This window comes from Luteimonas suaedae, assembly GCF_008312895.1.
GTDB lineage: Bacteria > Pseudomonadota > Gammaproteobacteria > Xanthomonadales > Xanthomonadaceae > Luteimonas > Luteimonas suaedae.
This window is the reverse complement of the sequence record NZ_VSSP01000011.1, coordinates 1-14922: the sequence shown is the minus strand read 5'-3', so window position 1 is coordinate 14922 and position 14922 is coordinate 1. Positions and strand designations below refer to the sequence as shown.

The 14922-nt window shown below is 70.4% G+C and carries 10 protein-coding genes and 2 pseudogenes; 4 read left to right on the top strand and 8 right to left on the bottom strand.

What is annotated here, in order from left to right; all coding sequences use genetic code 11:
• Positions 1-267 precede the first annotated feature (267 nt).
• Positions 268-1005: a 16S rRNA (uracil(1498)-N(3))-methyltransferase gene (locus FXO19_RS14915; protein ID WP_149195913.1), complete on the top strand. Its 738-nt coding sequence runs from the start codon at positions 268-270 to the stop codon at positions 1003-1005.
• 239 nt (positions 1006-1244) lie between these two features.
• On the opposite strand, the gene FXO19_RS14910 is transcribed toward FXO19_RS14915, so the two are convergent.
• The 3 genes and pseudogenes from FXO19_RS14910 to FXO19_RS19865 form a co-directional block, all read right to left on the bottom strand.
• Positions 1245-1715, bottom strand: coding sequence for a chemotaxis protein CheW (locus FXO19_RS14910; protein ID WP_149195912.1), 471 nt, complete (start codon positions 1713-1715; stop codon positions 1245-1247).
• Complete coding sequence (locus tag FXO19_RS14905) at positions 1712-3262, bottom strand: chemotaxis protein CheB (RefSeq protein ID WP_149195911.1); 1551 nt, start codon at positions 3260-3262, stop codon at positions 1712-1714. Before FXO19_RS14905 ends, FXO19_RS14910 begins: the two co-directional genes overlap by 4 nt.
• Positions 3255-5549: pseudogene (locus FXO19_RS19865) on the bottom strand (response regulator); the annotation flags it as partial. The gene FXO19_RS14905 and the pseudogene FXO19_RS19865, both read right to left, overlap by 8 nt.
• Positions 5550-5605: 56 nt before the next feature.
• Between FXO19_RS19865 and FXO19_RS19860 the strand changes: the two are divergent.
• Positions 5606-6322 (top strand): pentapeptide repeat-containing protein, encoded by a 717-nt coding sequence (locus tag FXO19_RS19860; protein WP_425481487.1) that lies wholly within the window; start codon positions 5606-5608, stop codon positions 6320-6322.
• Between the two features lie 742 nt (positions 6323-7064).
• On the opposite strand, the pseudogene FXO19_RS19855 reads toward FXO19_RS19860, so the two are convergent.
• The 5 genes and pseudogenes from FXO19_RS19855 to pilG all read right to left on the bottom strand — a co-directional run.
• A pseudogene (locus FXO19_RS19855) lies at positions 7065-9242 on the bottom strand (Hpt domain-containing protein); the annotation flags it as partial.
• Between the two features lie 91 nt (positions 9243-9333).
• Positions 9334-11355 carry a methyl-accepting chemotaxis protein gene (locus FXO19_RS14895; protein ID WP_149195909.1) on the bottom strand — a complete coding sequence of 674 codons (2022 nt, stop codon included), beginning with the start codon at positions 11353-11355 and terminating at the stop codon, positions 9334-9336.
• 31 nt (positions 11356-11386) lie between these two features.
• Positions 11387-11944, bottom strand: coding sequence for a chemotaxis protein CheW (locus FXO19_RS14890; protein WP_149195908.1), 558 nt, complete (start codon positions 11942-11944; stop codon positions 11387-11389).
• Positions 11941-12312 carry a response regulator gene (locus tag FXO19_RS14885; protein ID WP_149195907.1) on the bottom strand — a complete coding sequence of 124 codons (372 nt, stop codon included), beginning with the start codon at positions 12310-12312 and terminating at the stop codon, positions 11941-11943. Before FXO19_RS14885 ends, FXO19_RS14890 begins: the two co-directional genes overlap by 4 nt.
• Before the next feature lie 21 nt (positions 12313-12333).
• On the bottom strand, positions 12334-12732 hold the full coding sequence (gene pilG / locus FXO19_RS14880; protein WP_425481485.1) for a twitching motility response regulator PilG: 399 nt from the start codon (positions 12730-12732) through the stop codon (positions 12334-12336).
• A 188-nt stretch (positions 12733-12920) separates the two neighbouring features.
• Between pilG and gshB the strand changes: the two genes are divergently transcribed.
• Together gshB and FXO19_RS14870 are read left to right on the top strand one after the other, a co-directional pair.
• Positions 12921-13877 carry a glutathione synthase gene (gshB, locus tag FXO19_RS14875; RefSeq protein ID WP_149195905.1) on the top strand — a complete coding sequence of 319 codons (957 nt, stop codon included), beginning with the start codon at positions 12921-12923 and terminating at the stop codon, positions 13875-13877.
• A gap of 108 nt (positions 13878-13985) precedes the next feature.
• Positions 13986-14864, top strand: coding sequence for an energy transducer TonB (locus tag FXO19_RS14870; protein WP_149195904.1), 879 nt, complete (start codon positions 13986-13988; stop codon positions 14862-14864).
• Positions 14865-14922 lie beyond the last annotated feature (58 nt).

Here is a 14922-nt window from a genome sequence, read left to right as displayed (position 1 = left end):
AAGGGGGGAGGCAACAGCGCATTTGCGAACTGTCCTGCCAGCGGTCCGCGTGCAGCCGAACATGCCGCCGCGGAAGATCGGAGCGGGCATGTCGGAGCCGACCAAGCTGTGCAACGGAATCCTGCAAAACCCCACTTGTGGCGGCGGCGAGCTCCCCCCTTTGAAAAAGGGGGGCTGGGGGGGATTTGCCTGGCGCCCGGCGCACTCCTCCGCTCCGATACGCGCCATGGACTGCCGCCCTCCATCGCCGGCCCGGAAGACGGCGCCATGCGCCTGACCCGCGCCTACCTCGACACACCGCTGGTCCCCGGCGCACGCGTCGCATTGCCGGATGCGGCCGTCGCGCACCTGCTGCGCGTGCTACGCTTGCGCGAAGGCGATGCCTGCGTGCTGTTCAACGGCGACGGCCGCGACTACGACTGCCGCATCGTCGCGGCCGGCAAACGCGGCGGCGAGGCCGAGGTGCTGGCGATGCGCACGGTCGACAACGAGTCGCCGTTGCGCATCGTGCTGCTGCAGGGCATCGCCCGCGGCGAGAAGATGGACTGGATCCTGCAGAAGGCGACCGAACTGGGCGTGGCCGGCTTCGTTCCCGCCGGCAGCGAACGCAGCGAGGTGAAGCTGGACGCCGCGCGGGCGGAAAAGCGGCTTGCGCACTGGACCAGCGTGGTAGTCGCCGCCTGCGAGCAGAGCGGCCGGGCACGGGTTCCCGGTGTCGCCGCGGTCCAGCCCCTCGCCGCGGCGCTGCCCGGGCTGCCGGCAAGCGGGCCGCGGCTGCTGCTCGATCCGTTCGCCACGGCCACGATCACTTCGCTCGATCCGCCGGAAGCGCCGGTGGTGATCGCCGTGGGGCCGGAGGGCGGCTGGTCGGCTCGCGATCGCGAGACCCTGCACGCCGCCGGCTTCGCCGGGATCCGCCTCGGCCCGCGCGTGCTGCGCACCGAGACCGCGGGCATCGCCGCGATCGCGGCGCTGCAATCCCGCTTCGGCGACATGGGCAGATAATTGCCGACGGGCAGCGTACGCGGAATTCTCCGTAGGAGCGCGCCATGCGCGCGATACCGCGGGCATGGCGTCGCCTGCAAATTCCGGTGACCGGCGCATCTGCCAGTCCAGGATCTCGGCATCCACCGGATCTTGCCGACACCCGCGGTATCGCGCGCATGGCGCGCTCCTACGGAGGAATGCGGCAGGCCTTCGAGAAATGGAAGGTCCTGCTGGCTACCTGGTTGGTGCCGCGGAAATCAGGCGGCCCGTTGCAGCGCGCTTTCGACCGCGGCAGCGACGGCGTCGAGATCCGGGATCAGTGCCGGGTCGTCGTTGAGCAACACACGGGTGAGCACGCCCTCGGGCAACGTGCCCTCATCGGCATCGGCGACCAACGCGTCTCGGGCGACCGTGACCAGGCGCGGGAAGCCATGGGTCAGCAGCGCGAAAAAGGGCATGCGGTCGCTGCCGTGCAGCGCCTTCATCACCACCACCTTGCTGCCGAGCCCGCCCTGCTCGGCGGCGATGCCGGCCATGCGCGAGAACGCCACCAGCGGCAGCTGCCAGCCGCGCCAGCGGATGCGACCAAGCAGCCAGTCGGGGGCGTCGGCGACCGGTTCCGGATCGGCATAGGACAGGACTTCGGAGATGGTGGCATTGGGCAGCAGCAAACGTGCCCCCTGGACCTGGATCAGCACGCCGCGGATGTCCTGGCGATCGTCGCTCACGCTTCTGGCTCCTCGAGATCTGCACCGGCCGGACGGTCGGAGGACGGCCAGCGCTCGCTGAGACGCGCGGCCAATTGTCGCGGCATGCCGGATTCGCCACCGCGCGCGATCACGACGTCGGCCGCGGCCCCGTCGTAGCAACCCTCGGGCGACTGGCCGGCGACCAGGGCGCCGCCCCAGGCGCGCCCCATGGCGGCATCGACCAGCGATGGATCGCTGCCGCTGAGGAACAGTACCGCACTGTCGCCCGGCGGCAGCGCTTCCGGCAGGCCGGCACCGGCACCCTCGGCACGCGTGAAACGCAATTGCCCGCGATCGCGCACGATGGTGATGTCAGGCGGCAGGAAATACACATGGCCCGCCTCGGCGCCGGCGCCGTCCTCGGCCAGCACCGCCGGCAATTGCGCGGCGCGCTCCATCTGGCGTACCAGGCGGTCGTAGCGGCCGCCGTCCAGGCGCAGGCGCACCAGCAGCGGGCGCGGAAAGCCCGACGGGATCGCCGCCAGCAACTGACGCACCGCGTCCGGCCCACCCAGTCCCCCTTCGATCAGCACTGCGCCTTGTTCCGGGCCATGGCCGTAGCTGTCGGCATCGGCCAGTTCGAGGCCGGCGATCCGTACTTCCAAGTCGGCCAGGTCCTGGCTGAAGCGGCGGCCGGCGGAAGCCGAATCCGGCCCCGTCACGGCGTCGTCGATCAGCGTCAGCTCCGAATCATCGACCGAGTCGGCAGCGACGGCGTGGTCATCGTCATCCGCGTTCGCCTCCGTCGCGGCTGTCGCTTCGCCTGCATCGTCCGCTGGATCCCGAGCGCTGCCGACGTCGTCGCCGGCTTCGAAACTGATGTCCTCCAGCGACAGCCCCTCGACGTCAAGTCCATCGAGGGTCACCTCCTGCAGCGTCATCCCGCCGAGCGCGATGTCTTCGGCGGAGGCAACGGATACGTCGTCGTCGATGTCGATATCGATGGCGAAAGCGGCGACCTCGTCCGCGGCCGTAGACGCAGCGGCATGCGCCGGACCCATGGGATGCGGCGTGGCCTCGGCCGGCTCCACGGCGTCCAGGCCGTCGTTGCGCGGCACCTCTTCGGCCGCCGCCTGCATTTCGCCGGCGATCGACGCCAGCTCGAGCGCCGACGCTTCACGGTAGCCCGGCGACAACGGCCCGGGCGACGGCTGCCACTCGCCGTCCTGCTCGCGCCCGGGCGGCAGCACGTCGTCATGGCGGTTGAGCTTGGCCGCGAGATGCCGCACCCAGCGCGCGGCGTCCCAGCCGGCGCGTTGCGCCGCCAGTTCGGCCTCGTCGAAGATCACCGCGATCCGCGGGTCGCCGAGCAACGACTCATAGGCTTCGAGCGCATCCTCGATCGCCGGTTCCAGCGCCACCAGGATCGCCTGCGGCGAAGCCGCGGCGACCTCGCTGGCATCGGTGGACACCGGATCGGCGACGGCGACCAGGTCCGCGCCGGCCTCGCGCAGCGCCGAGGCCAGGCGCTCGCGGGCATCGCCGGGGCGCGCCAGCAGCGCGACGCGGGTGGCGCCGTCAACCATCGCCGCGTCCGCTTCCGAGCAGGTCCAGCACGTTGCGCATCAGTTCGTTCTCCTGGTACGGCTTGCCGAGATAGCGTTCCACGCCGATCTCGAATGCGCGCTGGCGGTGCTTTTCGCCGGTGCGGGAGGTGATCATCACGATCGGCACGCTGCGCAGGCGCGGATCGGCCTTCATCTGCGTGGCCAGCTCGTAGCCGTCCATGCGCGGCATCTCGATGTCGAGCAGCATCAGGTCGGGCACGCGCTCGTCCAGGCGCTCGAGCGCGTCGATGCCGTCCTTCGCCGTCACCACCTCGAGGTTGTGGCGCTCGAGCACGCGCCCGGTGACCTTGCGCATGGTCACCGAGTCGTCGACCACCATCACCAGCGGCACCTGGCGCCGCTCCGACGCCCCCGTGGCGCCCTCCTCGCGCGGCTGCACCACCTGGCGACGCACCAGCGGCGCGATGTCGAGGATCACGACCACGCTGCCGTCGCCCATGATGGTGGCGCCGAAGATGCCGGGCACCGAGGCGACCTGCGGCCCCACCGGCTTCACCACGATTTCGCGGTTGCCGACGATCTGGTCGACCGCCACCGCGGCGCGCAGGTCGCCGGCGCCGATCAGCAGCAGCGGCATCTGCAGCTGCCCGTCGGCCCGCGCCGGTGCATGGCCGACCAGCTTGCCGAGATCGTGCAACGCGTACTCCTCGCCGCCGTACGAGTAGCCGGCGTGCGGATCTTCCATGCGCGCACGCGAGATCCGGCCGACGCCACGCACCGAGGCGATCGGCACCGCGAAGCTGGTCTCGCCGATGCGCACGAACACCGCCTGGGTGACCGCCAGCGTCTGCGGCAGGCGCAGGGTGAACCGGGTGCCTTCGCTGCTGCGCGAATCGATGTCGAGCGTGCCGCCGAGCTGGCGCACCTCGCTGGCCACCACGTCCATGCCGACGCCGCGGCCGGCCAGCCGGCTGACTTCGTCGGCGGTGGAGAAGCCGGGCTCGAAGATCATCGTATCGAGATCGCTGTTGCCGAGCACCGCATCGGCACGCACCAGGCCGCGCTGCTCGGCGCGGCGCCGGATCGCTTCGCGGTCGAGGCCGCGGCCGTCGTCGCCGACCTCGAGCACCACTTCGGAGCCTTCGCGGCGTACCGCGATCCGCACCGTGCCCTCTTCCGGCTTGTTCGCCCTGCGGCGCTCCTGCGGCCCTTCCAGGCCGTGCACGACGGCGTTGCGCAGCATGTGTTCCAGCGGCGCGGTCATGCGCTCGAGCACGTTGCGGTCGAGCTCGCCCTGGGCGCCGTCGAGCTTCAGCTGCACCTGCTTGCCGGTTTCGGCGGCAGCCTGGCGCACCACCCGCCGCAGGCGCGGCAGCAAGGCGTCGAACGGCACCATGCGCGTGCGCATGAGGCCTTCCTGCAGGTCGGAGCTCACCCGCGACTGCTGCAGCAGCAGGGTTTCGTACTGGCGCGTCAGGTCGTCGAGCGTGCCCTGCAGGCTGGTCATGTCGGTGGCCGATTCGGCCAGCGCGCGCGACAGCTGCTGCAGGGTGGAGAAACGGTCGAGCTCCAGCGGATCGAAGGAGGCGTCGCCGCTGTCGCCCTCGCGCTGGAAGCGGGCGATGATCTGCGCCTCGGTCTCGATGTCGAGGCGGCGCAGCTGGTCGCGCAGGCGGGTGTTGGTCTGCTCCATCTCGGCCATCGCCGCGCGGAAGGCACCGAGCTGCTGCTCGAGGCGGGCGCGGTAGATCGCCACCTCGCCGGCGTAGTTGACCAGGCGGTCGAGCAGATCGGCGCGAATGCGCACCTGCTCCTGCGGGACGCGCACGGTGATGTCGTCGCCGTCGCCCGCCGTGTCGTCGCCGATCGGCGCCGACAGCGGCGCGAGCTCCACGGCCGGCGCCGGCGCCGCGGCTGCAGTGGATTCGGCCTCGGCCCGCGAGGCCGGTGTTTCGCCGCGGGCGCGGGCGTCGAATTCGACGCTCAGTTCCTCCGACAGTGACACCGCACGGCGCTCGCCGATGCGTGTCACCATCACATGCAGACGGTCGAACCCGCGCTCGAGCAGCGGGATGCCGTCGCTGCCGAGCTCGCAGCGCTGCTCGACCACCGACTCCAGCAGCGACTCCATGGCATGGCCGAGTTCGCCGATGGCCATGATCCCGGCCATGCGCGCACCGCCCTTGATGGTATGCAGGTCGCGCTGCAACCCGACCAGCGGCTCGCGCTCGCCGGGGGCCTCGCGCAGCTGCGCGAGCAGGCCGTCGGCGTGATCGAGCAGGTCGCCGCTTTCCTCGACGAAGATGTCGACGAGTTCGGTGTCGAGATCGGCCAGCTCGAGCGGCGCGTCCGGATCCACGGCTGCTGTCGCATCGGCCTGCGCAGTCGCGGCCGGGGCAGGCTCGGGCTCGGGCTCGGGCTCGGGCGTCGCGGGTTCCGCGACGGGCTCCGGGACTTCGGCATCGGCATCGGACCCGGATCCGGCGGCCGCGGCATTTTCGGCCTCCAGGCGGGCAAGCCTGTCCTGTTCTGCGTATTCGGCTTCGAGGCGCGCGTACTCGGCCTCCTCCTCTGCTTCGAGTTCGAGACGTTCGGCTTCGACGCGTTCGGCCTCGAGACGTTCGGCCTCGAGACGCTCGGTTTCGAGACGCTCGGCTTCGAGGCGCTCGGCTTCGAGGCGCTCGGCCTCGAGACGTTCAGCCTCGAGACGCTCGGCTTCGAGACGCTCGACTTCGAGACGCTCGGCCTCGAGACGCTCGGCTTCGAGACGTTCGGCTTCGAGACGTTCGGCTTCGAGACGCTCGGTTTCGAGACGCTCGGCTTCGAGACGCTCGGCTTCGAGACGCTCGGCTTCGAGACGCTCCGCTTCGAGGCGTTCGGCTTCGAGACGCTCCGCTTCGAGGCGTTCGGCCTCAAGGCGCTCGACTTCGACGCGTTCGGCTTCGAGACGTTCGGCTTCGAGGTGTCCTGCTTCGACGCGTTCGGCTTCGCCGCCGCGTTCCGCCGCCACCGTCTCTTCCCCGGACTCGCGCCCGAACTCCGGCACCGCAACCCCGGCAAGATCGCCGTAGGCGCTGAGGTCGAGCGCCGACAGCTCCGCATCCACCGGGCCCATCGCCAGCGATGCACCATCGTCGTCGTCATCGACGACCGGCGGTGCCGGCCGGACTTCCGGCAGACCGTCACGCAAGGTCGCCAGCCGCGCAGCCAGGGCATCGCAGGTCGGTACCTGCGGGCGACTGGACTTCAGGCCCGCGACCGTGGCGCCCACGAGCGTCGACAGCGCGCCGATCGCGGCGATGCCCTCGGCGTCGGCAACGGCCTGTGCCGCCAGCATCCGGCGGATGTAGGACTCGGCTGGCGCCAGCGCCTCGGTGACCACCGGCACCTCGGCCATTGCGAAAGCGCCGTTCATGGTGTGGACCGCGCGCAACAGCGTGTCATCGGCCGCGCTGTCGCCGGCCGCTGCTCGCGCCACCCATGCGTCCACGGTGGCGCGATGGCCGGTGACCTCGGCATCGAGGATCTCGAGCAGCAGTGCATCGACCGAGGCCGGCACCATGTCGGGGGCGTCGGCGATCTCCGGCCCGGGCGCACCGGCTGTCGCGTCCGGCGCCTGCGCTTCGCGATCGGACGCCGGCGCGACGATTTCTTCCGTTTCGGGCGCTGCGGCCGTTGGCGCGACACGGACGGCTGCGGGTCGCGGCGGCGCCTCGTCGCCCGCGGCGATGCGCTCGGCATCGGCCTGCATCTGCGCCAGGTCGACTTCGACCGCGGCCTCGCCGCGCAGCGCCGACTGCAACTGCGGCAGCGTCTGGAACGCCTGGTCGACCATCGCCACGACTGCCGGGGTCGCCGCGCGCGATCCGTCGAGCACGCGGTTGAGCAGGCTCTCGATCTTCCAGCTGAAATCGCCGAGCGCGCGCGCGCCGACCAGGCGGCCGCTGCCCTTGAGGGTGTGGAACACGCGCCGGATCGGACGCAGCCGCTCCATGTCGTTGGGCTGTTCGCGCCACGGCGGCAGCAGCTTGTCGAGGTGGTCGATCTCCTCGGCGAATTCCTCCAGGAACACCTCGCGGATCTCGTCGTCGATGTCCTCGTCGGTCGCCTCGAAGCCACCGTCCATGCGGACCGCGGCCGCAGAGGCCGTCGGGGCGGCTGGATCGGTGCCCTGCTCCTGCCCGGCGCGTGGGCGGTCGATGAACGCGGCCACGCCGGCAGCGATCGCCTCGGGCGCCGCGGCCTGCCCGCTGCCGGCGGCGGCGACATCGGCACCATCGGCGGATTCGGCGACGGGCGCCTGTTCCGGCGGCAGCGGCCAGTAGCCGAGCGTTTCGAGACTGTTGCGCGCGATGTCGAGGATGTCGTCGCGGTTGCCGCGCTGCTCGCGCAGCGCCTCGAGGTAGTACTCGAGACTGGCCAGTGCGTCGGCCAGGGTGTCGAGCTGGCGGCCATTGGGCACGCGCTTGCGCACGAGCAGCTCGGTCTCGGTATAGCGGCGCACGCCGGTCAGGTAATCGGCCGGCAACGGCAGCTGCAACATCTGCAGCGCCCCGGAGACTTCCTGCAGCAGGCGCGGGACCTCCACCAGCTCGCCATGGTCCCAGCTGGTCTCGACGAAAGCGACGAACGCCTGCCGCGCATCGGCGAAGTTGGCGATCGCCTCGCGGGCGAGGATTTCTCCGGCCTTGCGCGATTCGCCGACCAGCGGATCCTCGTCGTCGCTGGCGTCGCCGTCGCCGAGGCGCGCGACCTGGTCGTCCAGCGAGGCATCGACGTAGAGCAGCGAACCGGCGATGTCGAGCAGGGCGTTCTCGTCGGCCTGGCGGTCGCCGCGCACGATCGCCTCCATCGCCTCGCGCTGCTGCTGCACCACGGTGCGGGCGACGCCGAGGCCGAGCATGCCGAGGGTATCGGCGACGCGGCCCAGCGCCTCGACCTGCGGCTGCAGCGCGACGGTGCTGCGCTCGCCGGTACGCAGATGCAGGTCGAGCACGTCCTTGACCCGCAGCAGGTCTTCCTTCACCGCGCCCGCCACCGTGTCCAGCAGCGCGCGGTTGCGGCCGCGCAGGCTGCCACGGGCATGGTCGAGCTCGGCTTCGCTCGGCGCCGGCGCATCCAGATCGAAGGTGTCACGCAGTTCACGCAGCGCCGCGTGCTCGCCGCCGTTGTTGGCAACGTGGTAGAGCAGTTGCCGGGTCGGCTCCAGCGCGGTTTCCGGCGAAGGCACGCCGAAACCGTCGTGCTGCAGCTGTTGGCGCGCCTCGCGCACCACCCCGGCGAAGCCCTGGCGCAACGCCGTGTCCGCCACGATCGCGCCGTCGCGCAGCGCCTGCATCGTCCGCGAGGCGACCCACAGCATGCGTCGCACCGGTTCCTCGCGGGCCTGCGGCAACAACGCCTCCAGCGTCGTCGCGAACGCCGCGGCGTCCGCCGGGCCGCCGTCGTCCGGCCAGGCCGCCATCGCCGCGTTGAGTTCCGCGAGCCGTGCGCCCGTTTGGCCGCGCGCCGGATCCGGCTCGGGCGCCGCCTGCGGCAGGTCCGCCGGCAGCGGACGCTGCAGGTCCGGCGCGAACAGCACGCTCTCGCTCAAACCGGCGGCACCGCGCGCCGCACGCAATTCGTTCAGCAGCGGCAGCAGCACGATCGGGATGTCCTTGTGCCCGCCCTGCAGCCGTTCCAGGTAGTCCGGCAGCAGCAACGCGCCGCGCATCAGCGAGGCACAGGCGCCGTCGCGATCGCGGGTGGCGCCTTCCTGCAGCGTCTGCGCCAGGCGTTCCATCTCCTCGGCGACCATCGCCGGGGCGTACAGCTCGACCATGCGCAGGGTGCCCTGCACCTGGTGCAGGTAGCCGGCGCAAAAACGCATGCGGCTGGCGTCGGTGGGATCGTCGACGAACGCCTCGATCTCGATCCGCGCCTGCTGCAGCGTCTCGTCGAGCTCCGGCTTGATCCAGCCGAGCGTGGTGTAGTCGATCGCGTCGCGCAGCGCCGTCATCGCATCCTCCGGGGAAGATGCGCGTGCACGCCATGGCGGGTACCGGTGGGCTTCATGCTCGTGTTCGTCTCGTCCTGGCGATCGGCCGCGGTCAGGCCGGCAGCTTGAAGTCGGCGACCGAGCGGCGCAGGTCGGCGGCGAGCTGGGCCAGGTTGCCGATCGACTCGGCGGTCTGGCTGGCGCCCTGCGAGGTCTGCGCGGTGATCGACTGGATCGTGTTCATCGCCTGGGTGATGTTGGAGGCCGCGGCCGACTGCTGCTGCGCGGCGCTGGAGATGCCCTGAATCAGGTCGGCCAGGTTGGTCGACACGCTCTCGATCTCGCCCAGCGCGGTGCCCGCGTCCTCGGCCAGGCGTGCGCCGGCGACCACTTCCGAGGTCGTCTGCTCCATCGAGCTGACCGCCTCGTTGGTATCGGACTGAATCGTCTGCACCAGGGTCTCGATGCGCTTGGTCGCGTTGGAGGCGCGCTCGGCGAGCCGCTGCACTTCGTCGGCCACTACCGCGAAGCCGCGGCCGGCCTCGCCCGCGGACGCCGCCTGGATCGCCGCGTTCAGCGCCAGGATGTTGGTCTGCTCGGAGATGTCGTTGATCAGTTCCACGATCGAGCCGATTTCCTGGGACGACTCGCCCAGGCGCTTGATGCGCTTGGAGGTTTCCTGGATCTGGTCGCGGATCGAGTCCATGCCCTGGATCGTCTGCCGCACCACGCCCGCGCCCTTGGTGGCGATCCGCACCGAGCGCTGCGCCACGTCGGCCGATTCGGCGGAGTTCTTCGATACCTGGTCGATGCTGGCCGCGATCTCGCTGATGCGGGTCGAGGCCGAGGTGATCTCGCGCGCCTGGTGTTCAGCCGCCTCCGCCAGGTGCATGGCGGTGGCCTGGGTCTCCTGGGCGCTCGAGGACACCTGCACCGAGGTGTCGTTGATCGTCTGCACCAGGTTGCGCAGCTGCTCGACCGCGAAGTTGATCGAGTCGGCGATCGCGCCGGTCATGTCCTCGGTCACGGTAGCCTTGACGGTCAGGTCGCCTTCGGCCAGCGAGCCCATCTCGTCCAGCAGGCGCATGATCGCCTCCTGGTTGCGGTTGTTGAGCTCCATGGTGGTTTCGTAGCGCTGCTTCTGCGCCCGGTTCAGGCTGAGCACCAGCAGCACGATCGCGGCCAGCGCCAGTGCGCCGGCGGCGATGCTGATCCAGATGTTGCCGAGAATGCTGGTGTCGGCCAGCGAGCCGAACGCGGTGAAGGCCTGGAACAGGGCCTCGCTGTCGGACAGCAGCCGGTCGGAGCCGGCGGTCAGCGCCGCGGCCGCGGCCTGGGCGCCGAACAGGTTCTGCGCGCTGCCGAGGATGGCGTCGAGATCCTGCTTCATCTCGGTCCACAGCCCGGTGGCGTTCTCCAGCGCCGCCAGCGAGCCGCTGTTGCTCAGCGCCTGTACGTTCATGCCCTCGTCGCCGGAGCGCAGCCCCTCGAGCACCTGTTCGAACACGCCGACGTCACGCGCCAGCGCCTCGCCCGCGATCGCCGCACCGGCGCCGCCGGCCTGGATCTCGGTGACGCGGCGGGCCATGGTCGAGGCCAGCACCACCTCGCGCAGCGCAATATAGACCTGCGAGGCCGGCGAGCCGCTGTTGGACATCGCGCGCACCAGTTCGTCGAGCTGCGCCTGCAGCTGCGGCACCCGCTGGGTGAAGCGTTCGGCATTCCCGGCCAGTGCCAACACCGCCTGTTCGCTGGCGATCACCTGCTGCGCATGCTGCTCCAGCGGCGCCCAGGTTTCGCTCACGCTGCGGATCGGCCCGGCGACGCCGGCGGTGGTGCCGAAGTTGCTGTTGAGCCCGGCGATGTCGCCGTCGATCTGCGCCTTGGTCGCCTTGAACGCCGCGTAGGCCTCGGCATCGCCGGCCACCGCCTCGCGGCCCTGGATCGCCAGCCGCTGCGAGTTCACCTGCAGGCTGGAGGCCGCGGTGCTGGCGCCGCCCAGGCGCGCCGCCTTCCAGATCGCGTAGCCGGTGTTGGCGCCGAAGATCAGCAGCGCGACCGCCAGCACGGTCAGCCAGAAATTGGTGCCCAGATTGCGGCCCTTGCCGGCGACGGTGTCCATTACGGTGCTCATGGCGTTACCCCTGTGTCTTTCGATGCGGCGATCAGGCCGCGGCTTGTCTGAATTCGGGCGTGCGGGCTAGCCGGTCGAGGCTGAAGACCGCCCACTCGTCGTCGCCGAGCCGGTAGGCGCGGTCGAGGAAGTATGCGTAGCGCCCCTCCGCCAGCTGTTCGACCGGCATCAGCTGCTCTTCGAGGAAGCTGCGCTGGCCATACAGCTCGTCGATCGTGACCGCGACGTCGCCGCCGGGCTGGCGCACCAGCAGCACGCGCTGGCTTTCGTGCAGCACCGTGCGCGCGCCTTCCAGGAACTGCTTGAGATCGACGATCGGCAGCAGATTGCCGCGGATGTTGGCCACGCCGAGCATCCACGGCTGCGCGCCCGGCACCGGTGTGATCTGCGGCATCGGCAGGATCTCGATCACCTCGTCGAAGCCGGAGGCCAGGCGGCGATCGCCGATGCGGTAGCCGACGCCGCGCCACAGGCCGGGGGCGTCCAACTGCTCCGGCAGGCCGGCCACATGGGCCAGGCTCCGGCGCTCGTAATCGAGCAGGCTGCCGAACGGATCGCCCGTGAGCCGCGGTGCGCCTTCCGCCTTCATGTCGCGGTGCCGAGCAGCTCGTCGATGCTGCCGATCAGCGCTTCCTCGCTCGGCGGCTTGACCAGGTAGCCCTTGGCGCCCTGGCGCATGCCCCAGGCGCGATCGGTATCCATGCCCTTGGTGCTGACGATGACGACCGGGATCGCACTGGTGTCGGCGTCGCGCGACAGCGCGCGCGTGGCCTGGAAGCCGTTCATGCCCGGCAGCACCACGTCCATCAGCACCAGGTCCGGGCGCTCGCGCCGGCAGACCTCGATGCCGTCCTCGGCACTGGCCGACGTCAGCACCTGGTGGCCGTTGCGCTCCAGCAACTGCGTCAGGACCGCGACGTCGGTCGGCGAATCTTCGATCAACAGGATGCGTGCCATTGGATTGCCCTACCCCCCCGGTCAGGCGTTGACGTGCTTGCGGATCGCGTCGAGCAGTTCCTCGCGCGTGAATGGTTTGGTGACGTACTGCTCCGAGCCCACGATGCGGCCGCGCGCCTTGTCGAACAGCCCGTCCTTGGACGACAGCATGATGACAGGTGTCTGCCGGAACATCTGGTTGTTCTTGATCAATGCACAGGTCTGATAGCCGTCGAGCCGCGGCATCATGATGTCGACGAAGATGATCTGCGGATGCTGGTCGGCGATCTTGGCCAGCGCCTCGAACCCGTCGACCGCCGTCGTCACCTCCGCCCCCTCGCGCCTGAGCAGCGTCTCCGCGGTGCGGCGGATGGTTTTCGAATCGTCGATCACCATCACCCGCAAGCCATCGAGGCTGCCGGCGCTTTTTTCGTCTTGCATCATCAATGATCCCCTGGCGCGGTGTTTCCGACGGCCGACACCGCTGCAAACAGTCTTATATCCCAGTCGGCCGGCGCACTGTCAAGCTTCGCACGCGGGGCTCGCCGCTGCGAGCCCCGGTTCACGGTACTGCGTCGCAGTCCGCGCCTGCTGCTAACATCGCTGCGTCTCCCACACCGTCCCCTGCCATGCCGCTCGACGTCATCGTCGTGATGGACCCGATCGGGTCGATCAAGGTCGCCAAGGATTCGACTTTCGCGATGCTGCTGGCGGCGCAGCGCCGCGGCCATCGCCTGCACTACGTCCTGCCCGGCGGGCTGTCGGTGACCAATGGCGTCGCCAATGCGCGCGTTGCGTCACTGAGCGTTCGCGACAACGCCGAGGACTGGTTCGAACTGGGACCGGCATCGCAGCGCGCCCTGGGGCCCGGCGACGTGGTGCTGATGCGCCGCGATCCCCCGGTCGACGCCGAATACCTCTACGACACCCAGATCCTCGGCCTGGCGCAGCGCGCCGGCGCGCGCGTGGTCAACGATCCGCAAGGCCTGCGCGATCTCAACGAGAAGCTCGCCGCGCTGGAATTCCCGCAGTGCTGCCCGCCGACCCTGGTCAGCCGCGAGGCGGCCGCACTCAAGGCCTTCGTGGCCGAGCACGGTGAGGCCGTGCTCAAGCCGCTGGACGGCATGGGCGGACGCTCGATCTTCCGCACCCGCGTCGGCGATCCCAACCTCAACGTGATCCTGGAGACGCTCACCCACGGCGGCACGCGCACGGCGATGGCGCAGCGCTACCTGCCCGAGATCGTCGACGGCGACAAGCGCATCCTGCTGATCGAGGGCGAGCCGGTGCCGTACTGCCTGGCGCGGATCCCGCAGGGCGACGAGTTCCGCGGCAACCTCGCCGTCGGCGGCCGCGGCGAAGGCCGGCCGCTGAGCGATCGCGACCGCTGGATCGCCGCCCAGGTCGGTCCGGAGATGAAGCGCCGGGGAATGGTCTTCGTCGGCCTGGACGTGATCGGCGACTGGCTGACCGAGGTCAACGTCACCAGCCCGACCTGCATCCGCGAACTCGATGCGCAGTTCGGCCTCGACATCGCCGGCGACCTGTTCGCGGCGATCGAGGCGTCGGACGGTGGACGTCACTAGCCACGGATTCGCGCGGATGAACACGGATCAAGCCTTTCCACAAGCGGCCCTGCTCCGTCCGCGTGGATCCGCGCGGAGCCGCGGCAAAACGCCTTTGCTCCGCGGCGCATGAACGCGGTCGTCGCCATTCCGCCGCCGCCGATCGGCGATCGCGAGCGCCTGAGCGCGACCCTGGTGCTGTCGCTGCTGCTGCACGGCATGCTGGTGCTGGGCCTCGGCTTCGCCCTGGACGACGCCGCGCCGGTACTGCCGACGCTGGACGTGATCCTGACCGAAACCACCAGCCCGCTGACGCAGTCGCAGGCCGACTTCCTCGCCCAGGCCAGCAACCAGGGCGGCGGCGAGCACGACCAGAGCCGGCGCCCGCGCGAGTCGCAGCTCGGCCACGCGCCGCAGGACGAGCCCGGCATCGCCCCGGAACCGCTGCGCGCGCAGTCGCCGGACGCGCGGCCACCGCCGCAGGCACGGGTGATCAGCAGCCATCGCGGCGAGCAGCAGGTCGTCACGCCCGATCCGACCCCGCAGGCCGATCCGTCGCTGCTGCCCGAGGGCCGCGACCGGATCGAACGCGACATGGAGATGGCGCGGCTGGCGGCGGAGATCCACCTGCGCTCCGAGCGCTACGCCAAGCGGCCCAAGCGCAAGTTCGTCTCCGCCAGCACCCAGGAATACGCCTATGCCGCCTACCTGCGCACGTGGGTGGACCGGGTGGAGCGGGTGGGCAACCTCAACTACCCCGACGAGGCGCGGCGCCGGCAGCTGGCCGGCGAACTGGTGATCAGCGTGGCGATCCGCCGCGACGGCAGTGTCGAGAACGCGCAGGTGATCCGCTCCAGCGGCATCCGCCTGCTCGACGATGCCGCCCTGCGCATCGCCCGGCTCGCCGAGCCCTACCCGCCGCTGCCCAGGACCGACGAGGAGGTCGACGTCCTCCACGTCACCCGTACCTGGCAGTTCCTGCCGGCGGGCGAGTTGATCGATGGCTGAGATTCGTGATTCGTGATTCGTGATTCGTGATTCGTGATTCGTGATTCGTGATTCGTGA